The 22,327-nt window shown below is 70.4% G+C and carries 16 protein-coding genes and 1 tRNA gene; 7 read left to right on the plus strand and 10 right to left on the minus strand.

Annotated elements, in window-relative coordinates; genetic code table 11:
- Positions 1-4: 4 nt before the first annotated feature.
- Positions 5-865 carry an ABC transporter ATP-binding protein gene (locus tag AMK33_RS32050; RefSeq protein WP_201263116.1) on the plus strand — a complete coding sequence of 287 codons (861 nt, stop codon included), beginning with the start codon at positions 5-7 and terminating at the stop codon, positions 863-865.
- Positions 862-1,578, plus strand: coding sequence for an ABC transporter ATP-binding protein (locus AMK33_RS32055; RefSeq protein ID WP_073936505.1), 717 nt, complete (start codon positions 862-864; stop codon positions 1,576-1,578). The genes AMK33_RS32050 and AMK33_RS32055 overlap by 4 nt, the downstream gene beginning before the upstream one ends.
- Before the next feature lie 68 nt (positions 1,579-1,646).
- Here AMK33_RS32055 and AMK33_RS32060 read toward each other — a convergent pair whose 3' ends face one another.
- Positions 1,647-2,303, minus strand: coding sequence for an ANTAR domain-containing response regulator (locus AMK33_RS32060; RefSeq protein WP_073936506.1), 657 nt, complete (start codon positions 2,301-2,303; stop codon positions 1,647-1,649).
- A 105-nt stretch (positions 2,304-2,408) separates the two neighbouring features.
- Here AMK33_RS32060 and AMK33_RS32065 point away from each other — a divergent pair.
- Positions 2,409-2,481 (plus strand) — tRNA-Leu (locus tag AMK33_RS32065).
- Positions 2,482-2,585: 104 nt separating this feature from the next.
- Here the strand turns inward: AMK33_RS32065 and pyk are convergent.
- Complete coding sequence (gene pyk / locus AMK33_RS32070; RefSeq protein ID WP_073936507.1) at positions 2,586-4,022, minus strand: pyruvate kinase; 1,437 nt, start codon at positions 4,020-4,022, stop codon at positions 2,586-2,588.
- Positions 4,023-4,170: 148 nt separating this feature from the next.
- Positions 4,171-4,848 (minus strand): SIMPL domain-containing protein, encoded by a 678-nt coding sequence (locus tag AMK33_RS32075; protein WP_073936508.1) that lies wholly within the window; start codon positions 4,846-4,848, stop codon positions 4,171-4,173.
- A gap of 153 nt (positions 4,849-5,001) precedes the next feature.
- Between AMK33_RS32075 and AMK33_RS32080 the strand changes: the two genes are divergently transcribed.
- Positions 5,002-6,807 (plus strand): 5'-nucleotidase C-terminal domain-containing protein, encoded by a 1,806-nt coding sequence (locus AMK33_RS32080; protein ID WP_073936509.1) that lies wholly within the window; start codon positions 5,002-5,004, stop codon positions 6,805-6,807.
- A gap of 26 nt (positions 6,808-6,833) precedes the next feature.
- Here the strand turns inward: AMK33_RS32080 and AMK33_RS32085 are convergent, their stop codons facing one another.
- From AMK33_RS32085 to AMK33_RS32100, 4 genes are all read right to left on the minus strand, one after another.
- A complete protein-coding gene (locus AMK33_RS32085; RefSeq protein ID WP_073936510.1) occupies positions 6,834-8,225 on the minus strand; it encodes a lysine N(6)-hydroxylase/L-ornithine N(5)-oxygenase family protein in 1,392 nt (463 codons plus the stop codon).
- Between the two features lie 132 nt (positions 8,226-8,357).
- Positions 8,358-10,943, minus strand: coding sequence for an aminopeptidase N (gene pepN / locus AMK33_RS32090; protein WP_073936511.1), 2,586 nt, complete (start codon positions 10,941-10,943; stop codon positions 8,358-8,360).
- A 48-nt stretch (positions 10,944-10,991) separates the two neighbouring features.
- Positions 10,992-11,534 carry a response regulator gene (locus AMK33_RS32095; RefSeq protein ID WP_073936512.1) on the minus strand — a complete coding sequence of 181 codons (543 nt, stop codon included), beginning with the start codon at positions 11,532-11,534 and terminating at the stop codon, positions 10,992-10,994.
- Positions 11,535-11,645: 111 nt separating this feature from the next.
- On the minus strand, positions 11,646-12,023 hold the full coding sequence (locus AMK33_RS32100) for a chorismate mutase (RefSeq protein ID WP_073936513.1): 378 nt from the start codon (positions 12,021-12,023) through the stop codon (positions 11,646-11,648).
- Between the two features lie 81 nt (positions 12,024-12,104).
- Here AMK33_RS32100 and AMK33_RS32105 point away from each other — a divergent pair, with 81 nt between their 5' ends.
- On the plus strand, positions 12,105-13,001 hold the full coding sequence (locus tag AMK33_RS32105) for a hypothetical protein (protein ID WP_073936514.1): 897 nt from the start codon (positions 12,105-12,107) through the stop codon (positions 12,999-13,001).
- 75 nt (positions 13,002-13,076) lie between these two features.
- On the opposite strand, the gene AMK33_RS32110 is transcribed toward AMK33_RS32105, so the two are convergent.
- Positions 13,077-13,802, minus strand: coding sequence for a vWA domain-containing protein (locus AMK33_RS32110; protein ID WP_073936515.1), 726 nt, complete (start codon positions 13,800-13,802; stop codon positions 13,077-13,079).
- Between the two features lie 145 nt (positions 13,803-13,947).
- On the opposite strand from AMK33_RS32110, the gene AMK33_RS32115 reads away from it, so the two are divergent.
- Positions 13,948-14,874 carry a rhomboid family intramembrane serine protease gene (locus AMK33_RS32115; RefSeq protein ID WP_073936516.1) on the plus strand — a complete coding sequence of 309 codons (927 nt, stop codon included), beginning with the start codon at positions 13,948-13,950 and terminating at the stop codon, positions 14,872-14,874.
- Positions 14,871-15,788 carry a chitosanase gene (locus AMK33_RS32120; RefSeq protein WP_073936517.1) on the plus strand — a complete coding sequence of 306 codons (918 nt, stop codon included), beginning with the start codon at positions 14,871-14,873 and terminating at the stop codon, positions 15,786-15,788. Before AMK33_RS32115 ends, AMK33_RS32120 begins: the two co-directional genes overlap by 4 nt.
- A gap of 121 nt (positions 15,789-15,909) precedes the next feature.
- Here AMK33_RS32120 and AMK33_RS32125 read toward each other — a convergent pair whose 3' ends face one another.
- Positions 15,910-17,373 (minus strand): glutamate synthase subunit beta, encoded by a 1,464-nt coding sequence (locus AMK33_RS32125; RefSeq protein ID WP_073936518.1) that lies wholly within the window; start codon positions 17,371-17,373, stop codon positions 15,910-15,912.
- Entirely contained in the window at positions 17,366-21,967 is a 4,602-nt protein-coding gene (gene gltB, locus AMK33_RS32130) for a glutamate synthase large subunit (protein WP_073936519.1), read from the minus strand. The genes AMK33_RS32125 and gltB overlap by 8 nt, the downstream gene beginning before the upstream one ends.
- Between the last annotated feature and the right edge of the window lie 360 nt (positions 21,968-22,327).

Here is a 22,327-nt window from a genome sequence, read left to right on the forward strand (position 1 = left end):
CGCCATGACCACCACCGCACCCACCACCACGACCGTCCTCGACGCCACCGACGTCACCATGCGCTTCGGTGGTCTCACCGCCGTGCGCTCCGTCGACCTCACCGTCAACAGCGGCGAGATCGTCGGCCTCATCGGACCCAACGGCGCCGGCAAGACCACCTTCTTCAACTGCCTCACCGGCCTGTACGTCCCCACCGAGGGCAAGGTCTCCTACAAGGGCACCGTCCTGCCGCCCAAACCGCACCTGGTCACCCAGGCCGGCATCGCACGCACCTTCCAGAACATCCGGCTCTTCGCCAACATGACCGTTCTGGAGAACGTGCTGGTCGGCCGGCACACCCGCACCAAGGAGGGCCTCTGGTCCGCGCTGCTGCGGCTGCCCGGCTTCAAGAGGGCCGAGGAGGCCTCCCGCGAACGGGCCATGGAACTCCTGGAGTTCACCGGTCTCGCCGCCAAGGCCGACCACCTCGCCCGCAACCTGCCCTACGGTGAACAGCGCAAGCTCGAAATCGCCCGCGCCCTCGCCAGCGAACCCGGCCTGCTCCTCCTCGACGAGCCCACCGCGGGCATGAACCCGCAGGAGACCCGCGCCGCCGAAGAGCTCATCTTCGCCATCCGCGACAAGGGCATCGCCGTCCTCGTCATCGAGCACGACATCCGGTTCATCATGAACCTCTGCGACCGGGTCGCCGTCCTCGTCCAGGGCGAGAAGATCGTCGAAGGACCCGCCGAAGTGGTCCAGGCCGACGAACGCGTCATCGCCGCCTACCTCGGCACCCCCTTCGAAGGCGCCCCCGGCCAGGAGGAAGCCGCCGAGGTCGCAGCCGCCGAGGCGCACAGCACCACAGAAGGGGACGACAAGTGACCGCACTGCTGGAGGTCGAGGACCTCAGGGTCGCCTACGGCAAGATCGAGGCCGTCAAGGGCATCTCGTTCAAGGTCGACGCGGGCGAGGTCGTCACCCTCATCGGCACCAACGGCGCCGGCAAGACCACCACGCTCCGGACCCTGTCCGGGCTGCTCCAGCCGGTCTCCGGCCAGGTCAGGTTCGACGGTCAGTCGCTGAAGAAGATCCCGGCACACAAGATCGTGTCGCTGGGGCTCGCCCACTCCCCCGAGGGCCGGCACATCTTCCCCCGCATGACCATCGAGGACAACCTCCGCCTCGGTGCCTACCTCCGCAACGACAAGGAGGGCATCGAGAAGGACATCAAGCGCGCCTACGACCTCTTCCCCATCCTCGGGGAACGCAGCAAGCAGGCCGCGGGCACCCTCTCCGGCGGCGAGCAGCAGATGCTCGCCATGGGCAGGGCGCTGATGTCCCGGCCCAAGCTGCTCATGCTCGACGAACCCTCCATGGGTCTCTCACCGATCATGATGCAGAAGATCATGGCGACCATCGCCGAACTCAAGTCCCAGGGCACCACCATCCTGCTCATCGAGCAGAACGCCCAGGCCGCGCTCTCCCTCGCGGACCACGCCCATGTCATGGAGGTCGGGAAGATCGTCCTCTCCGGCACCGGACAGGACCTCCTCCACGACGAGTCGGTCCGCAAGGCCTACCTCGGCGAGGACTGAGGCACACGACGAGAGGCCCGCGCCCCCGCCGAGCGGGGAGCGCGGGCCTCTCGTCGTGTCGCGGGCCCTCAGCCCTTCGACGCCTTCTTCTCCTCGGCGTCGTCGATGACCGCCTGCGCCACCTGCTGCATCGACATCCGCCGGTCCATCGACGTCTTCTGGATCCACCGGAACGCCGCCGGCTCGGTCAGCCCGTACTGCGTCTGCAGCACCGACTTCGCCCGGTCCACCAGCTTCCGCGTCTCCAGCCGCAGGCTCAGGTCGGCGACCTCGCGCTCCAGCTCCTTCAGCTCCGTGAACCGCGACACCGCCATCTCGATCGCGGGCACCACGTCGCTCTTGCTGAACGGCTTCACCAGGTACGCCATCGCGCCCGCGTCCCGCGCCCGCTCCACCAGGTCACGCTGGGAGAACGCGGTCAGCATCAGCACCGGGGCGATGCTCTCCTCGGCGATCTTCTCCGCCGCGGAGATGCCGTCCAGCTTCGGCATCTTCACATCGAGGATCACCAGGTCGGGCCGGTGCTCGCGCGCCAGCTCCACGGCCTGCTCACCGTCACCGGCCTCGCCGACGACGGAGTACCCCTCCTCCTCCAGCATCTCTTTGAGGTCGAGCCGGATCAGGGCCTCGTCCTCGGCGATCACGACACGGGTCGTCATCGGAGGCACGTGCGACTTGTCGTCATCGGGCGCGTCTACGGGCTGGGGCGACTCGGGGGCGCTCACGTGGGCTCCTTGGTGCGGGGCAGGCCGGTACTGCTGACAAGAGCGTACCCAGCTGCGATAAGGTGGGGGCACGGCGGGTGACCGTCGACCTTTGTTTTACAGGGCGCCCCGGTAGCCCAGCGGTAGAGGCAATGGTCTCAAACACCATCCAGCGTCGGTTCGAATCCGACCCGGGGTACTTTTCCTTGATATCCAAGGTCACCATTTGAGAGCGGATGTCCACCTTTCCGGTGAACATCCGCTTCTTTCCGCCCGTCCCGCTTGCGCGCCCCGGCCGCCCGGTCACTTGGGGCTGTCGTCCTCGCCGATGCGGTGGACGCGGACCATGTTCGTCGAGCCGGAGACCCCCGGCGGGGAGCCCGCCGTGATCACCACCGTGTCGCCCTTCGCGCAGCGGGCGTACTTCAGGAGCAGCTCGTCCACCTGGTCGACCATCGCGTCCGTCGTGTCCACGTGGGGGCCGAGGAAGGTCTCCACGCCCCAGGTGAGGCTGAGCTGGGAGCGGGTGGCCGGGTCGGGGGTGAAGGCGAGCAGCGGGATGGGGCTGCGGTAGCGGGAGAGACGGCGGGCGGTGTCGCCGGACTGGGTGAAGGCGACCAGGAAGCGGGCGCCCAGGAAGTCGCCCGTCTCCGCCGCCGCGCGGGCGACCGCGCCGCCCTGGGTGCGGGGCTTGTTCCGTTCGGTGAGGGGCGGGAGGCCCTTGGCGAGGACGTCCTCCTCGGCGGCTTCCACGATACGGGCCATGGTGCGCACGGTCTCGACGGCGTGTTTGCCGACGCTGGTCTCGCCGGAGAGCATGACGGCGTCGGTGCCGTCGATGACGGCGTTGGCGACGTCGGAGGCCTCCGCGCGGGTGGGACGGGCGTTGTCGATCATCGAGTCGAGCATCTGGGTGGCGACGATGACCGGCTTGGCGTTGCGCTTGGCGAGCTTGATCGCGCGCTTCTGGACGATCGGCACCTGTTCGAGGGGCATCTCGACGCCGAGGTCGCCGCGGGCGACCATGATGCCGTCGAAGGCGGCGACGATGTCGTCGATGTTCTCGACGGCCTGCGGCTTCTCGACCTTGGCGATGACGGGGAGGCGGCGGCCCTCCTCGTCCATGATCCGGTGGACGTCCTTGATGTCGCGCCCGCTGCGGACGAAGGACAGGGCGATCACGTCGAAGCCGGTGCGCAGCGCCCAGCGCAGGTCGTCCTCGTCCTTCTTGGAGAGCGCGGGGACGGAGACGGCGACGCCGGGGAGGTTGAGGCCCTTGTGGTCGGAGACCACACCTCCCTCGATGACGGTGGTGCGGACGCGGGGGCCGTCGACGGCGGTGACTTCGAGGGTGACCCTGCCGTCGTCCACGAGGATGCGTTCGCCGGCGGTGACGTCGGTGGCGAGGCCGGCGTAGGTGGTGCCGCAGATGTCGCGGTCGCCTTCGGTGCCCTCTTCGACGGTGATGGTGAAGGTGTCCCCGCGTTCAAGGAGTACGGGGCCTTCGACGAAGTGGCCGAGGCGGATTTTCGGGCCTTGAAGGTCGGCGAGGAGGCCGACGCTGCGGCCGGTCTCGTCGGCGGCTTTCCGCACCCGTCGGTAGCGCTCCTCGTGCTCGGCGTGCTCGCCGTGGCTGAGGTTGAGTCGGGCGACGTCCATTCCGGCGTCGACCAGGGCTTTGATCTGGTCGTAGCCGTCGGTGGCAGGGCCCAGGGTGCAGACGATCTTCGCTCGGCGCATGTTTCGAGCCTAGGGCTTACCGGCCGGTAGCGACTTGGTGGCGTGTGACGACTCAACGGCCAGTGAATGAAGGGTTGTTGACAAGTGTTGAATTGTGCACCGGGTCGCTCCGATGAGCATGCGCGCCCCTGGTTCTCGAATGCCGGTCCTACAGGCGGGGCGGCTGGAGCGTGAAGCGGGCGCCGACCTCGGCGTGGACGTGCTGCCGCTGGGGTTCGAGGTCGAGGGGCGGGGGCGGGGCGTCCTCGGTGGCCGCGGCGAACGCCATGGAGCGCGTCCGGGGGAAGGGTTCGGGCCCCGCCCCGGTGTCGGTGAGTTCGATGAGGGCGGCGAGGGTGGTGCCGAGCGCCTCGGCGTACTCGCGGGCGCGCCGGACGGCGTCGTGCACCGCCAGTCGCCGCGCCTCGCGGTGGGCGGGGGAACCCGGGCGGAGGCTCCACCAGGGGCCGTCGACACGGGTGAGGTCGAGGTCGGCCAGACGGGTGACGAGCGCGCCGAGGGCGGTGAAGTCGCCCAGGTCGGCGGTGAGCCGGACGGCGCCGTGGTGGGCGCGGACGCGCTCGCCCCGGCCGTGGGGGCTGAGTTCCGGGGTGACGGTGAGGGCGCCGGTCTCCAGGTGCTCGACGGCGTCGCCGTAGGACTTGAGCAGGCCGTGGGCTTCCGTGGTGCGGCGGGTGAGGTCGTCGAGGGTGGTGCGCCGGTCGCGGCCCCGCGCGGTGAGGGTGACGGCGATGCGGGCGAGGTCGGGGGCGGTTTCGAGGTGGGCCTCGCCGCGGACGGCGAGATGGGGTGCGCCGGGTGTGCCGTACGGGTGAGGGGTGGCCATACGTCCCACTGTGTCACCGGTCGTACGGGTGCGGGGAGGGCGCGGGACACCGGATCGCAACCTGTGGGGTCTGTTCCGCGTGGGCGTGTTCAGGTCAGAATCATCGGGCGAATCTACGCGCGTTGTTCCGTTGTTGTCCGAGGAGAGCCTGACATGCCGTTGAACCGCCGGAAGTTCTTGAAGAGGTCCGCCGTGACGGGGGCGGGGGTGGCGCTGGCGGGTACGACGGCGGTCCCCGCGGCCGAGGCTGCCGGGGCGGGACGGGGGAGGAAGCCGGTGAAGCGGTACGCGCTGACCGTGATGGGCACGACCGACCTGCACGGCCACGTCTTCAACTGGGACTACTTCAAGGACGCCGAGTACACGGACGCGGCCGGCAACGCGCAGGGCCTGGCGCGGGTGTCGACGCTGGTGGACCAGGTGCGCGAGGAGAAGGGCCGGCGCAACACGCTGCTGCTGGACGCGGGCGACACCATCCAGGGCACCCCGCTGACGTACTACTTCGCGAAGGTGGACCCGATCACCGCCGAGGGCGGTCCGGTGCATCCGATGGCGCAGGCGATGAACGCCATCGGGTACGACGCGGTGGCGCTCGGCAATCACGAGTTCAACTACGGCATCGAGACGCTGCGGAAGTTCGAGGAGCAGTGCGACTTCCCGCTGCTCGGCGCCAACGCGCTGGACGCGAAGACGCTGAAGCCGGCCTTCCCGCCGTACTTCATCAAGAAGTTCCACGTGAAGGGCGCTCCCCCGGTGAGGGTGGCGGTCCTCGGGCTGACCAACCCCGGTATCGCGATCTGGGACAAGGCGTACGTCCAGGGGAAGTTGACGTTCCCGGGGCTGGAGGAGCAGGCGGCGAAGTGGGTGCCGAAGCTGCGGTCGATGGGCGCGGACGTGGTGGTGGTGTCGGCGCACTCGGGGTCCTCGGGCACGTCGTCGTACGGTGACCAGTTGCCGTACGTGGAGAACGCCGCGGCGAACGTGGCGCGGCAGGTGCCGGGGATCGACGCGATCCTGGTGGGACACGCGCACAAGGAGATCGCGGAGCTGCGGGTCACCAATGACGAGACGGGCAGGGACGTCGTGCTGTCGGAGCCGCTGTGCTACGCGGAGCGGCTGACGCTGTTCGACTTCGAGCTGGCCTTCGAGCGGGGCCGGTGGCGGGTGGAGTCCGTGAAGGCGTCGCTGCGGGACGCGGCGACGGTGAAGGACGACCCGAGGATCACCCGGCTGCTGCGCGACGAGCACGCGCAGGTCGTGGAGTACGTCAATCAGGTGGTGGGGTCGGCGACCGAGACGCTGACGACGGTGGAGGCCCGCTACAAGGACGCGCCGATCATCGACCTGATCAGCAAGGTGCAGGAGGACGTGGTCAAGGCGGCCCTCGCGGGCACCGAGTACGCGTCGCTGCCGGTGCTGTCGCAGGCGTCGCCGTTCTCGCGGACCTCCGAGATCCCGGCCGGCGAGGTGACGATCCGGGACCTGTCGAGCCTGTACGTGTACGACAACACGCTGGTGGCGAAGCTGATGACGGGCGCGCAGGTGCGGGCGTACCTGGAGTACTCGGCGGAGTACTTCGTGCGGACCGCGGCCGGTGCGGCAGTGGACGTGGAGAAGCTGACCAACGCGAACGGCCGTCCGGACTACAACTACGACTATGTGTCCGGGGTCCGGTACGAGATCGACATCGCGCAGCCGGCCGGGTCGCGGATCAAGAACGTCACGTACGACGGCGCCGCTCTCGACGACGACCGGCAGTTCGTGTTCGCGGTGAACAACTACCGGGCGAACGGCGGCGGCGCGTTCCCGCACGTGGCGTCGGCGAAGGAGCTGTGGTCGGAGTCGACGGAGATCCGGACCCGGATCGCGGAGTGGGCGACGGCGAAGGGTGTGCTGGACCCGAAGGACTTCGCGTCGGTGGACTGGAGGCTGACGCGGGACGGTACGCCGGTGTTCTGATCCCCGTTCCTCCGTACGGGTGATGGTCAGGTCCCGTCCGCCAGTGGGGTGAGCCGTACGGCTCGCCGGGCGGGCGGGACCTGCGGCGTTCCGGGGTGGAGGCCGAAGGTGGTGAAGGCGGTGCGGGCGGGCTGGGGGTAGGCCTGGCGGCCGGTGAGGTGGTTGAGGATCGTGGCGCTGCGCCAGGCGGCGAGTCCGAGGTCGGGAGCGCCGACGCCGTGGGTGTGGAGTTCGGCGTTCTGGACGTAGACGCTGCCGGTGACGGCGGGGTCCAGGTCGAGGCGGAAGTGGGTGTCGACGCGGGGCCGGCCGGCGTGGTCGCGGCGCAGGTGGGGGTCGAGGGGCGCGAGGAGGTGGTCGAGGGGGCGCGGGCGGTGGCCGGTGGCGAGGACGACGGCGTCGGTGGTGAGGCGGGTGCGGGTGTGCTGCACGGTGTGTTCGAGGTGGAGCTCGATGCGGGCGGGGCCGAGGCGCCCGGCGGTGCGGACGTGGACGGCTGGGGTGAGGACGGTGTCGGGCCAGCCGCCGTGGAGGGTGCGCCGGTAGAGCTCGTCGTGGACGGCGGCGACGGTGCCGGCGTCGATGGCCTTGTGGAGCTGCCACTGGGCGGGGACGAGCCGGTCGCGGACGGGTTCGGGCAGGGCGTGGAAGTAGCGGGTGTGGTCGGGGGTGAAGTGCTCCAGGCCGAGTCTGGAGTACTCCATGGGGGCGAACGCCCCGGTGCGGCCGATCCAGTGGAGGCGCTCCTGCCCGACGGGCCGGTGGCGCAGCAGGTCGAGGAAGATCTCCGCGCCCGACTGTCCGGTGCCGACGACGGTGATGTGGCCGGCGGCGAGGAGGGTGTCGCGGTGGGTGAGGTAGTCGTCGGAGTGGATCACGGGGACGCCGGGAGCGTCGGCGAGGGGCCGCAGCGGCTCGGGCACCCGGGGCTCGGTGCCGACGCCGAGGACGAGGTGGCGGGCGTGGACCCGACCCGCCGAGGCGGCCCGCCCGTCCGGGTCGAGCCGGGTGAAGTCGACCTCGAACAGGGCGCGTTCGGGGCTCCAGCGGACGGTGTCGACGTGGTGGCCGAAGCGGAGCGCGGGGAGGCGGTCGGCGACCCAGCGGCAGTAGGCGTCGTACTCGGTGCGGCGGATGTGGAAGTGCTCGGCGAAGTAGAACGGGTAGAGGCGTTCGCTGGCCCTGAGGTGGTTGAGGAAGGTCCAGGGGCTGGTGGGGTCGGCGAGGGTGACGAGGTCGGCGAGGAAGGGCACCTGGACGGTGGCGTCGTCGAGGAGGAGACCGGGATGCCAGGTGAAGCGGGGGTTCTGGTCGTAGAAGGCGGTGCTCAGTGCGGGGAGGGGGTGGGCGAGGGCGGCGAGGGAGAGGTTGAAGGGGCCGATGCCGACGCCGACGAGGTCGCGGGGCGGGGTGCTCATGGACTGTCCTCCGGGGCGCGGGGCGCGGGAGGGTCCAGCTTGGACGGGAGTGGGCGGCGGCGCCCGAAAAGCCCGGTGAACACCCCTCGAAGGGGGTAAGTCCGCCTTCGAGGGGTGTTCTTGGGCGCCGGGTTACTTCTGCTGGACGCGCAGGGCGCGGGCCAGGTCGTCGAGCTGGTCGGCGAGCTTGCGGCGCAGGGCGGGGATCGGGTCGGCCTTGCGCAGGCACTTCTCGCCGAGCTTCAGGGTCTCGGCGTCGACCGCGTGGGCGGGGAAGGCCCAGCGTCCGGCGGCCTCGGCGATGGCGGGTCCCCGGCGGGCGGCGACGGCGACGGCGGCCTTGAAGTAGCGGGACACGTAGGGCCGTACGAGATCGGCCTGTTCGGGCTGCCAGAAACCCTGGGCGGTGGCGGTGAACAGGTAGTTGGACAGGTCGTCGGAGCCGAACATGGCGTCCCAGGCACGGGCCTTGGCGTCCTCGTCGGGCAGGGCGGCGCGGCAGCGGGCGGCGCCCTCCTGGCCGGTGGCGCTGGGGTCGCGGGCGAGTTCGGCGGCGATGGCGGCCTCGTCGGTGGCGCCGAGCACGGCGAGCCGGGCGAGGACCCGCCAGCGCAGCTCGGGGTCGAGTTCGGGACCGCCGGGGACGGTGCCGTCGGCGAGCCAGGCGGCGATGGTGTCGGGGTGGGCGGCGGTGTCGATGCGGTGCCGCACGGCGATCAGACGCAGACCGGGGTGGTCGCCGTCCTCGGTGCGCCGGATGAGGTCGCGGCACAGCTCGGTGAGGGTGGCCAGCGCGGCCGGCCGCCGGTCGGGGGTGAGGTAGCGGCCGGCGATGTGGACGGAGGCGAAGGCGAGGACGCCCTGGACGAGGGCGAGGTCGGTCTCGCGCGGGAGGTGGGCGCGGGCGATGTCCAGGAAGTCACCGGCGGGCAGGTCGCCGTCGCGGACGGCGTCCCTGAGCGCGTTCCACACCACCGCGCGGGTGAGGGGGTCGGGCAGGCCGGACAGCCGGGCGCGCAGGGTGTCCAGGGACTCGGCGTCGAAGCGGATCTTGGCGTAGGTGAGGTCGCCGTCGTTGAGGACGACGAGGGCGGGGCGGGTGCCGCCAGGGCTGAAGGCGACGTTCTTGCGGGCGGGGAGGTCCGCCTCGAAGCGGTCGCGCAGGACGAGCCGGCCGGCGTCGTGGAGGTCGTGGTCGTAGACGCCGATGGCGATGCGGTGCGGGCGCTTGCTGCCGGCCGAGACGAGGGTGCCGGCGTGCTTCATCCCGGGGCGGTCCTTGTCGGGGTCGGGCGCCAGCCGGATCCCGGGGTCTCCCAGGTGCCCGATGTCCAGGTGCCAGTAGACGTTGTCGCCGTTGCCCGGCTCGGGGACGAGGGTGTCGACGCCGGTGGTGCGCAGCCAGGCGTCGGCCCAGGCGTGGACGTCGCGTTCGGTGGCGGAGGCGAGGGACTCGATGAAGTCGGCGAGCGTGGCGTTGGCGAACCTGTGCCGGGCGAAGTGGGTGTTGATGCCGGCGAGGAAGTCCTTCTCGCCGAGCCAGGCGACGAGCTGGCGCAGGGCGGAGGCGCCCTTGGCGTAGGAGATGCCGTCGAAGTTGAGCAGGGCGGAGGCGGTGTCCTCGACGTTGTCGGGGGCGACGGGGTGGGTGGAGGGGCGCTGGTCGGCGTCGTAGCCCCAGGGCTTGCGGGTGACGCCGAACTCGGTCCACGTGTCGGTGAAGCGGGTCGCCTCGGTGAGGGTCTGGTAGCCCATGTACTCGGCGAAGGACTCGTTCAGCCAGATGTCGTCCCACCACGCGAGGGTGACGAGGTCGCCGAACCACATGTGGGCCATCTCGTGGGCGATCACCATGGCGCGGGTCTGGCGCTCGGTGTCGGTGACGGCGGAGCGGTAGACGAACTCGTCGCGGAAGGTGACCAGTCCGGGGTTCTCCATGGCGCCCGCGTTGAACTCGGGCACGAAGGCCTGGTCGTAGGAGTCGAAGGGGTAGGGCTCCTCGAACTTCTCGTGGTAGCGGTCGAAGCAGGCACGGGTGATGTCGAGGAGTTCGTCGGCGTCCGCGTCGAGGTGGGGGGCCAGCGAGCGGCGGCAGTGGATGCCGAAGGGCAGGCCGCGGTGCTCGGTGCGCACGGAGTGCCAGGGGCCGGCGGCGACGGCGACGAGGTAGGTGGAGATCAGCGGGGTGGGGGCGGCCCGCCACACGCCCCCGCCGGTGTGCTCGGTGACGCCGTTGGCGAGGACGGTCCAGTGCTGCGGGGCGGTGACGGTCAGCTCGAAGACGGCCTTGAGGTCGGGCTGGTCGAAGGCGGCGAAGACGCGCTGCACGTCGTCGAGGAAGAGCTGGGTGTAGACGTAGGTCTCGCCGTCGGTGGGGTCGGTGAAGCGGTGCATGCCCTCGCCGGTGCGGGAGTAGCGCATGCTCGCGTCGACGCGCAGCTCGTGCTCGCCGGCGGTGAGGTTCTTCAGCGGCAGCCGGTTGCCGTCGAGGGCGCCGGCGTCCAGGGGCTGTCCGTCGAGGGTGACGGAGCGCAGCTCGGCGGGCTTGAGCTCGACGAAGGTGTCCGCGTCCGTACGGGCGCTGAACCTGATCAGGGTGCGGGAGTCGAACGTCTCGTCCCCGGTGGTCAGATCGAGTTCGATCGTGTAGCGGTGGACGTCGAGGAGCTGTGCTCGGTTCTGCGCTTCGTCGCGCGTCAGTACGGACATGCGGGCCATGCTGCCTGATGCGGTCGCCGAACCACAGGGGCGGATCGGGTACGCACCCTATGTCCGGTCTCGTTCGAGCTCCCCGGTGTGCGCCCCGGCGGGCCCTCCGGGCGGCGTGTGCGCGTGCGGGTGGGGCAGGGCGGGATGTCCGGGAGTGGGGTTGCGTTCCTCGAGCCGGGCGCGCAGGGCGCGGACCTCGCGTTCCAGGGCGAGCCGGCGCTGGTGCGCGTCGTAGAGATGACGGATCTTGGTACGCAACGCCCACGGGTCGACCGGTTTGGTGACGAGATCGGCTACGCCGAGGGCGTACGCGGCGGCGCCGAGCTGCGGGTCGCGGGCGAAGCCGGTGAGCAGGACGACGGGGATGAGCTGGGTCTGTTCCAGGCGCCGCATGTAGCGCACGACGTCGAGTCCGCCGGTGCCGGGCAGATGGACGTCGAGGAGCAGCAGGCCGACGTTTCCGCGCAGCAGCTGTTTGAGGGCCTCGTCGCCACTGGTGGCCCGGCCCAGCAGGTGGCCCAGCGGGGCCAGGGCGCTCTCCAGGGCGTACAGGGTGTCCTCGTGGTCGTCGACGATGAGGATGCGGGCGTTCGGCGGCATGCGGCGCGTCCCTCCTCGCAAGGGACCGGATGACTGTCCGGGGACCGGCGGGTGGTGCTCGCCGGCCGACAAGGAGTGCACAGGGCAGCATGCTCCGCGCGGGCGGTTCTGTCACTCCCCGGGGGAGGACGTCGTGGTGCGGTTCGCTGAGGGCGTGGCGCCGTTGACGGTGTCCTCGGCGATGCGCTCATGGTGGTGGATCACCTCGGCGATGATGAAGTTCAGGAACTTCTCCGCGAAGGCCGGGTCGAGTTTGGCGTTCTCGGCGAGGGCGCGCAGCCGGGCGATCTGGCGGGCCTCCCGGTCCGGGTCGGCGGGCGGCAGCTGGTGCTCGGCCTTGAGGCGGCCGACCTGCTGGGTGCACTTGAAGCGTTCGGCGAGCATGTGGACGACGGCCGCGTCGATGTTGTCGATGCTGTCGCGCAGCCGGGCGAGCTCCTCGCGGACGGCGGGACCGGCGTCGCCGGTGGCGGTGTTGCTGGTGGTCATGGTGGGTCACATTACGGGGCGGGCACCGGCCGGGACGGGCCCGTACAGTGGAACCGGGTTCAGGGCGTCCGGGGGTGAGACGTGGCGAACGGCGGACCGGTCGAGCACGGTTATCCGCATCTGGAGACGGTGCGGGCGGCCGTCACCGCGCTGTACCGGCGGCTGTCGTACGACACGGTCCGCACGTTCTCGGTGAGCGTGGCGCCGGCCGATGTGGCGTTCTGCGACACGGACGATCTCCATCTGGGGGCGCAGCGGGTGGCCCGCGAGCTGGTGCGGCACTACCGGCTGCCGGACGCGCGGCTGATCGTCGGGTTCCGTGAGATGACGCATGCGGCGAACGTGGAACTGGCGGCCGGGCCGGAGTACTTCGTCGAGCTGAACGACCGGTTCCGGACGCATCGGCGGGACATCGGGGCGGCCCTGGCGCACGAGGTGGCGCATGTGTACCTGCACCGGCTGGACCTGTCGTTCCCGGGGACGCGGGAGAACGAGATCCTGACGGACACGGTGGCGACGTACCTGGGGGCGGGGTGGCTGCTGCTGGACGCGTTCCGTCAGGACGGGGCGTCGTCGCAGAAGCTGGGGTATCTCACTCCGGAGGAGTTCGGGTACGTGCTGGCGAAGCGGGCGGTGGTGTTCGGGGAGGATCCGTCGGTGTGGTTCACCAGTGCGCAGGCGTACACGGCGTACACGGAAGGGCTGGCGCTGGCGCGCCGGGATGAGCAGCAGCCTCCGCTTGTTTCCGCCGGGTGGGTCGGCAGGCGGCGGTACGCGCGGGACCGGCGGCATGCGGAGGATCACCGCGTGTCCGCGGGGCGGCCGGACGTTCCGTACAGCTTCACTCCGGCCGAGCACGGCTCCCTGCGGGTGGCGTTTCCGTGTCCTACGTGCCATCAGCGGATTCGTGTGCCGGTACGGGGGCGCGTGCGGGCGCGGTGTGGGCTGTGCCGCACGGTGTTGGAGTGTGATACCTAGCGGTATCGGGGCTCAGTTTCCGGGTGCGGGTGCGTGGGGGTTGATCGCGCAGTTCCCCGCGCCCCTGTGGGGGCGCTACACCTCACGCGTGATCCCTTGCACCCGCGCTGCCGCCAGCCATTTGGGGAACTCGCCCACCAGACGGTCATAGAGATCTGCGTCCGAGACCTTCGTAGGGTTCTCGCCCGCGTGAAAGAAGCCCGCGTTGTCCACCACGCGCTTCGTCGGGACCGCCAGGTCGTCCAGTTTGCGCAGGTAGTCGAACTGTTTGCTGGTCGGGTTGCCGAAACCGACGAACTGCCAGAACAAGGGGAGACGGGCGGCCTTGCAGAGGTACTTCTCCGCGGCGAGTTTGTTGATGGGGCCGCCGTCGGTCTGGAAGATCACCAGGGCGGGGGCCGTGGAGCCGCTGTCCAGGTAGTGGTCGATGACCGCGTCCATCGCCAGGTGGTAGCTGGTCTTGCCCATGTGGCCGAGGCCGGACACGATCCGTTCGATCCGGCCCCGGTGGTCGGCGAGGGCGATGTCGGTGACGGCGTCGACGTCGGTGGAGAAGAAGACGACCGGCACGGTGCCGTCGTCGTCGAGGTGCGCCGACAGGCCGAGCACCCGGTCGGCGAGCGCCTGCACGCTGCCGTCCTGGTAGTACGGCTTCATCGAGCCGGAGTAGTCGACCACCAGGTAGACCGCGGCGCGCAGCCCGTCCAGACCGTGCTTGGTGAGGGACACCCCGGCGGTCTTGTAGAGGCTGACCAGCGCGGGCGCCGTCTCCTCGATCTTGCTGAGACTGATCGCGGCCATACGACTCCCCCTAGTCACGGAACTGGCCCCGAGGGTACGGCACGTCACCACCCCGTCATTCGCTCATTCCACTGGTGTTCGATATTTTGTTCGCCGCCGTCCCCACCGGCTCACTTCCGTCCCGTCCCTCCCGAGGAGCCGGCCCGTGGATTCCGAGTCCACCGTCACCACCTGCTACCGCCATCCCAAGGTGGAGTGCCACGTCCGCTGCACCCGCTGCGAGCGGTACATCTGCCCGGACTGCATGCGTGAGGCGGCCGTGGGCCACCAGTGCCCCGAGTGCGTGAAGGAGGGCGCGCGGTCGATGCGGCAGGCCCGCACCCTGGTGGGCGGCCGGGTCTCGGCGGTGCCCGTCGTGACGTACGTGCTGATCGTCCTCAACGTGCTGGTGTACCTGGCGGAGCTGGCGCGGCCCGAGGTCGTGGACCGGTTCGCGATGGTGGGCGCGGGGCTGGTCGGGCCGGACGGCGGACACTATCTGTGGGTCGATCCGTACCCCGCGGGCTTCAGCCCGGAGGGGCTGGTGGGCGGGGAGTGGTACCGGCTGCTGACCGGCGCGTTCCTGCACATGCCGGCCACCGAGGGCACGTTCGGGATCGCCCACATCGTGATGAACATGCTGGCGCTGTGGAATCTGGGCCGGCTGGTCGAGCCGATGCTGGGCCGGGTGCACTACCTCGCCCTGTATCTGCTGTCGGCGCTGGGCGGCTCGGTGCTGGTGCTGCTGATCGCGCCCGGGGACGCCGTGGTCGGCGCGTCCGGCGCGATCTTCGGGGTGGGGGCCGCGTACTACGTGATGGCCCGGCGCGTCGGGGCCGACATGGGCCAGGTCAACCGGTTCATCGGGGGGCTGCTGCTGTGGCTGGTGGTCTCCGCGCTCGTCACGTCCTGGGAGGGGCACCTCGGCGGGCTGCTGGCGGGCGGCACGGTGGCGCTGGCGTTCGCCTACGCTCCCAGGGACGGGCGGCGGACGGTGGTGCAGGTGGGTGCGTGCGTGGCGCTCGTGGTGGTGCTGGGGGTGGCCGCGGTGGTCAAGGTGTCCGAACTGACGGGTGGAGGTATCCCCCAGTGAAACGTGCCGGTGCGCTGCTCCTCGCGGCCGTTCCCGTGATCGCCACGGGGGTGTACTTCGTCCTGCCGACGGACTCGGCCGACGCCCCGGTGGCGCCGTCCGCGGCCACCGCCCAGTCGGCCCGTGAGGACGCCAAGGACCGGGCCGAGGAGAAGCGGGACGCCGAGGAGCGGGCCGAGGACGACGCGGTCGTCGCCGGCCTGCCGGCGGGGCTGGCCGCGCCCGGGAAGAAGGAGCTGGCCCAGCGGCTGGTGGCGAGTGCCGAGCACTCCACCACCGACTGGCGCACCACGTACGGGGCCATCGAGGACGGGGGCGACGGCTGCGGCTACACGGCGGGCATCATCGGCTTCTGCACCGGCACCCACGACCTGCTCATGCTGGTCGAGAGCTACACCGAGGACCACCCGGACAACGGGCTGGCGTCCTATCTGCCCGCCCTGCGCGAGGTCGACGGCTCGGACTCCCACGAGGGCCTGGACCCCGGCTTCACGGCCGCCTGGGAGGCGGAGGCCGAGGTGCCCGCCTTCCGGGAGGCGCAGGAGGCGGAGCGCGACCGCATCTACTTCGAGCCGGCGGTCCGGCTCGCCAAGCTGGACGGCCTCGGCACGCTGGGCCAGTTCGTCTACTTCGACGCGATGGTCTTCCACGGCCCCGACACCGACGCGGACGGCTTCTACGCCCTGCGCGAGCGCACGCTGAAGCAGGCGAAGACGCCCGCCGCGGGCGGTTCCGAGAAGGAGTACCTGAACGCCTTCCTCGACATCCGCCGCGAGGCCATGCTGACCCGGTACCCGGACCGCGACACCTCCCGCGTCGACACGGCCCAGCGCCGGTTCCTGCAGGCGGGGAACCTCGGCCTGGACACCCCGCTGGTGTGGGAGATGTACGGGGACCACTACAGGCTTCCCTGAGCGCGCGAAGGCGCCTGCCCGGTCGTCCGGTCGGGGACTGAGGGCAGGCGCCTTCTGTGTTCCGTACGCCGTTGTACGGGACGTCTGTGAGGGACCGTCAGGTCACCTTTCGTACCGCTCGTCAGACCATCAGCGAGCGGTCCGTCGGGCGGATCGGGGCCGGCAGCTCGCTCGCCCCGGTGAGGAAGCGGTCGCAGCCGCGGGCGGCCGAGCGGCCCTCCGCGATCGCCCACACGATGAGCGACTGGCCGCGGCCGGCGTCACCGGCGACGAACACACCGGGCACGTTGGTCTGGAAGTCGGCGTCACGGGCGATGTTACCGCGTTCGTCGAGGTCCAGGCCGAACTGCTCGACCAGGCCGTTGTCCCGGTCGGTGCCGGTGAAGCCCATGGCGAGGGTGACGAGCTGGGCCGGGATCTTGCGCTCGGTGCCCGGCTTCGAGGTGAGCCTGCCGTCGACGAACTCGACCTCGCTCATGTGCAGCCACTGGACGTTGCCGTCCTCGTCGCCCTCGAAGTGGGTGGTGGAGACGGAGTAGATCCGCTCACCGCCCTCCTCGTGGGCGGACGTGACCTTGTAGAGCATCGGGAAGGTCGGCCACGGCTGGGAGACCGGGTTCCGCTCCTCGTTCGGGCGGGGCATGATCTCCAGCTGGGTGACGGAGGCCGCGCCCTGGCGGTGGGCGGTGCCCACGCAGTCGGCGCCGGTGTCACCGCCGCCGATCACCACGACGTGCTTGCCCTCGGCCGAGATCGGCGGGGCGACGTAGTCGCCCTCCTGCACCTTGTTGGCCAGCGGCAGGTACTCCATGGCCTGGTGGATGCCCTTGAGGTCGCGGCCCGGCACCGGCAGGTCGCGGGCGGTCGTCGCGCCGACGGCGAGGACCACGGCGTCGTACCGCTTGCGCAGCGCGGTGGCCGGCATGTCGCGGCCGATCTCGACGCCCGTACGGAATTTGGTGCCCTCCGCGCGCATCTGCTCGATACGGCGGTTGATGTGCCGCTTCTCCATCTTGAACTCGGGGATGCCGTAGCGCAGCAGGCCGCCGATGCGGTCGGCGCGCTCGTACACCGCGACCGTGTGGCCGGCCCGGGTGAGCTGCTGGGCGGCGGCCAGGCCCGCGGGGCCCGAGCCGACGACCGCGACGGTCTTGCCGGAGAGGCGCTCGGGGATCTGCGGGGCGACGTCACCGGTCTCCCACGCCTTGTCGATGATCGAGACCTCGACGTTCTTGATGGTGACCGGCGGCTGGTTGATGCCGAGCACGCACGCCGACTCGCACGGAGCCGGGCACAGGCGGCCGGTGAACTCCGGGAAGTTGTTGGTGGCGTGCAGCCGCTCGGAGGCGGCGCCCCAGTCCTCGCGGTAGGCGTAGTCGTTCCACTCGGGGATGAGGTTCCCCAGCGGACAGCCGTTGTGGCAGAACGGGATGCCGCAGTCCATGCACCGGCTGGCCTGCTTGCTGATGATCGGCAGCAGGGAACCGGGGACGTAGACCTCGTTCCAGTCCTTCTTGCGCTCCTCGACCGGACGGGACCTGGCGACCTCGCGGCCGTGGTTCAGAAAGCCCTTCGGGTCAGCCATTGATCGCCGCCTCCATCATCTTCTCGGTGATCTCGGTCTCGGAGAGACCTGCTCGCTCGGCGGCGTCCTTGGCGGCGAGCACTGCCTTGTACGTGCTGGGGATGATCTTGCTGAAGCGCTCGACGGCGGTGTCCCAGTCGGCGAGCAGCTTCTCGGCGACGGTGGAGCCCGTCTCCTCCTGGTGGCGGCGGACCACGTCGTGCAGCCACTGCTTGTCGGCGTCGTCCAGGGCCCCTACGGCGCCCAGGTTGCCTGCGTTGACGTTGTTCCGGTCGAGGTCGATGACGTAGGCGATGCCGCCGGACATGCCGGCCGCGAAGTTGCGCCCCGTCTCGCCGAGGACGACCGCGTGACCACCGGTCATGTACTCGCAGCCATGGTCGCCCACGCCCTCGGAGACGACCGTCGCGCCGGAGTTGCGGACGCAGAACCGCTCGCCGGTCCGGCCGCGCAGGAACAGCTCGCCGCCGGTCGCGCCGTACGCGATCGTGTTGCCCGCGATGGTCGAGTACTCGGCGAGGTGGTCGGCCGCGCGGTCCGGGCGGACCACGATCCGGCCGCCGGACAGGCCCTTGCCGACGTAGTCGTTGGCGTCGCCCTCCAGGCGCAGCGTGACACCGCGCGGGACGAAGGCGCCGAAGGACTGCCCCGCGGAGCCGGTGAAGGTGATGTCGATGGTGTCGTCGGGCAGGCCCGCGCCGCCGAACTTCTTCGTCACCTCGTGGCCGAGCATGGTGCCGACCGTGCGGTTGATGTTGCGGATGGCGACCTGGGCGCGCACCGGCTGGGCGTCCTCGGCGCCGGACGCGGCGAGGGCGTCGGCGGCGAGCTTGATCAGCTCGTTGTCGAGCGCCTTCTCCAGGCCGTGGTCCTGGGCGACGACCTGGTGGCGGACGGCGCCCTCGGGCAGCTCGGGCACGTGGAACAGCGGGGCCAGCTCCAGGCCCTGCGCCTTCCAGTGGTTCACCGCGCGGGTCACGTCGAGGATCTCGGCGTGGCCGACGGCCTCCTCGATGGAGCGGAAGCCCAGCTCGGCGAGGAGCTCGCGGACCTCCTCGGCGATGAACTGGAAGAAGTTCACGACGTACTCGGCCTTGCCGGAGAACCGGTCCCGCAGGACGGGGTTCTGGGTGGCGATGCCGACCGGGCAGGTGTCCAGGTGGCAGACGCGCATCATGACGCAACCGGAGACGACCAGCGGGGCGGTGGCGAAGCCGAACTCCTCGGCGCCGAGCAGCGCGGCGATGACCACGTCACGGCCGGTCTTGAGCTGGCCGTCGGTCTGCACGACGATCCGGTCGCGCAGGCCGTTGAGCAGCAGGGTCTGCTGGGTCTCGGCGAGGCCGAGCTCCCAGGGACCGCCGGCGTGCTTCAGCGACGTCAGCGGGGAGGCACCGGTGCCGCCGTCGTGACCGGAGATCAGGACGACGTCCGCGTGCGCCTTGGAGACACCCGCGGCGACGGTGCCGACGCCGACCTCGGAGACCAGCTTGACGTGAATGCGCGCCTGGGGGTTGGCGTTCTTCAGGTCGTGGATGAGCTGGGCGAGGTCCTCGATGGAGTAGATGTCGTGGTGCGGCGGCGGGGAGATGAGCCCCACGCCCGGCGTCGAGTGCCGGGTCTTCGCGACCCACGGGTAGACCTTGTGGCCGGGGAGCTGGCCGCCCTCGCCGGGCTTGGCGCCCTGGGCCATCTTGATCTGGATGTCGTCGGAGTTGACCAGGTACTCGGAGGTCACACCGAAGCGGCCGGAGGCGACCTGCTTGATGGAGGAGCGGCGGGCCGGGTCGTACAGCCGCTCCGGGTCCTCGCCGCCCTCACCGGTGTTGGACTTGCCGCCGAGCTGGTTCATGGCGATGGCGAGCGTCTCGTGCGCCTCGCGGGAGATGGAGCCGTACGACATGGCGCCGGTGGAGAACCGCTTGACGATCTCGGAGACCGGCTCGACCTCGTCGACCGGGATCGGCTGCCGGTCGGAGGTGAAGCCGAACAGGCCGCGGAGCGTCATCAGGCGCTCGGACTGCTCGTTCACCCGCTCGGTGTACTTCTTGAAGATGTCGTAGCGGCCGGAGCGCGTGGAGTGCTGGAGGCGGAAGACCGTCTCCGGGTCGAACAGGTGCGGCTCGCCCTCGCGGCGCCACTGGTACTCGCCGCCGATCTCCAGCGCGCGGTGCGCGGGAGCGATGCCGGAGGCGGGGTAGGCCTTGGCGTGGCGGGCGGCGACCTCCTGGGCGACGACGTCGATGCCGACGCCGCCGATCTTGGTGGCGGTGCCGTTGAAGTACTTCTCCACGAAGGCGTCCTCGAGACCGACGGCCTCGAAGACCTGGGCGCCACGGTAGGAGGCGACCGTGGAGATGCCCATCTTGGACATGACCTTCAGGACGCCCTTGCCGAGGGCGTAGATCAGGTTGCGGATGGCCTGCTCGGGCTCGATGCCGGGCAGGAAGGTGCCCGCGCGGACCAGGTCCTCGACGGACTCCATCGCCAGGTACGGGTTGACGGCGGCGGCGCCGTAGCCGATGAGCAGGGCGACGTGGTGGACCTCGCGGACATCGCCGGCCTCGACCAGCAGACCCACCTGGGTGCGCTGCTTGGTGCGGATGAGGTGGTGGTGGACGGCCGCGGTGAGCAGCAGCGACGGGATCGGCGCGTGCTCGGCGTCGGAGTGCCGGTCGGACAGGACGATCAGCCGGGCGCCGTTCTCTATGGCGGCGTCGGCCTCGGCGCAGATGTCCTCGATGCGTTCGGCGAGTGCGTCACCGCCGCCGGACACCCGGTACAGGCCGGAGAGGGTCGCGGCCTTGAAGCCGGGCATGTCGCCGTCGGCGTTGATGTGGATGAGCTTGGCCAGCTCGTCGTTGTCGATCACCGGGAAGGGCAGGACGACGCTGCGGCAGGAGGCCGCGGTCGGCTCCAGCAGGTTGCCCGACGGACCCAGCGGGGAGCGCAGGGAGGTGACCAGTTCCTCGCGGATCGCGTCCAGCGGCGGGTTGGTGACCTGCGCGAAGAGCTGGGTGAAGTAGTCGAAGAGCAGGCGCGGGCGCTCGCTCAGCGCGGCGATCGGCGAGTCGGTGCCCATCGAGCCGATCGGCTCGGCGCCGGCCTTGGCCATCGGCGCGATCAGGACCCGCAGCTCCTCCTCGGTGTAGCCGAAGGTCTGCTGGCGGCGGGTGACCGAGGCGTGGGTGTGCACGATGTGCTCGCGCTCGGGCAGGTCGGGCAGCTCGATCTCGCCGGCCTCGAGCCACTCCGCGTAGGGGTGCTCGGCGGCGAGCCCGTCCTTGATCTCGTCGTCCTCGATGATGCGGTGCTCGGCGGTGTCCACCAGGAACATCCGGCCGGGCTGCAGGCGGCCCTTGCGGACGACCTTCGCCGGGTCGATGTCGAGGACGCCGACCTCGGAGCCGAGGACGACCAGACCGTCGTCGGTGACCCAGTAGCGGCCGGGGCGCAGGCCGTTGCGGTCGAGTACGGCGCCGACCTGGGTGCCGTCGGTGAAGGTGACGCAGGCGGGGCCGTCCCAGGGCTCCATCATCGTGGAGTGGTACTGGTAGAAGGCGCGTCGGGCCGGGTCCATGGAGTCGTGGTTCTCCCACGCCTCCGGGATCATCATCAGCACGGAGTGCGGCAGCGAACGCCCGCCCAGGTGCAGCAGTTCGAGGACCTCGTCGAAGGAGGCGGAGTCCGAGGCGTCGGGCGTACAGACCGGGAAGATCCGCTCGAGGTTCCTGTCCTCGGCACCGAACAGGTCGGAGACGAGCTGGGACTCGCGGGCGCGCATCCAGTTGCGGTTGCCCTTGACGGTGTTGATCTCACCGTTGTGCGCGACGAAGCGGTACGGGTGCGCGAGCGGCCACGACGGGAAGGTGTTCGTGGAGAACCGGGAGTGCACCAGCGCGATCGCGGAGCCGAAGCGGCGGTCGGACAGGTCCGGGAAGAAGGGCTCGAGCTGGCCGGTGGTCAGCATGCCCTTGTAGACGATGGTCCGCGCGGACAGCGACGGGAAGTAGACGCCCACCTCGCGCTCGGCGCGCTTGCGCAGCACGAACGCCTTGCGGTCGAGGTCGAGGCCCTTGAGCTCACCGGCGGTGACGAAGATCTGCCGGAAGACCGGCATCGTCGAGCGGGCGGTGGCGCCGAGCAGTTCGGGCGCCACCGGCACCTCGCGCCAGCCGAGGACGGTCAGGTCCTCGGCGGCGGCGATCTCCTCGATGCGGGCGACGGCCGCGTCGGCGCCGTCCACCGGCAGGAAGGCGATACCGACCGCGTAGCCGCCGGCCTCGGGCAGTTCGAATCCGGCCACCTCGCGGAAGAAGGTGTCCGGGACCTGGGAGAGGATTCCGGCGCCGTCACCGGAGTCCGGCTCGGAACCGGTGGCACCGCGGTGTTCGAGGTTGCGCAGGACCGTGAGGGCCTGATCCACCAGGGTGTGGGACGCCTCGCCGGTGAGGGTGGCGACGAAGCCGACGCCGCAGGCGTCGTGCTCGTTGCGGGGGTCGTACATACCCTGCGCAGCAGGGCGAGCATCCATGAACGACCAGTTCAGGCGGTCGTTCGTGGAATGCTGGGACGGCTGGCGCGGCGTACGCATCGGCTCTCCCGTCGTCGTCATGTGGCATGTGCAAGGTGCCGAGGGACGACGTTGGCCCTCTGCGTGGTGCGAAATTTGGTGCAGGTTACATGATGGAGCGGTTCTCGGAAACCGGGATAATCCGTTCCAACATGCGGACACCACATGGGTCGCGGTGAGGTTCCGCGCCTGGTGGTGGAAGCTATGGGGACCGGTCGGACAGGTCGATGTCCATCGCGGTCCGATGGCGGGAAAGGGCTTCTTCGCCCGACCCGCGGGGCACGCCGCCGGCCTCTTTGCCCACAGCGCTTACGGCTCATGCCCAGTGGTCATGCGGCCGAAACCAGCAAGTTACGACTACTTATGCGTCCCAACGCATAA

The sequence above is a fragment of the Streptomyces sp. CB02400 genome (genome assembly GCF_001905725.1).
GTDB classification, from domain to species: domain Bacteria; phylum Actinomycetota; class Actinomycetes; order Streptomycetales; family Streptomycetaceae; genus Streptomyces; species Streptomyces atrovirens.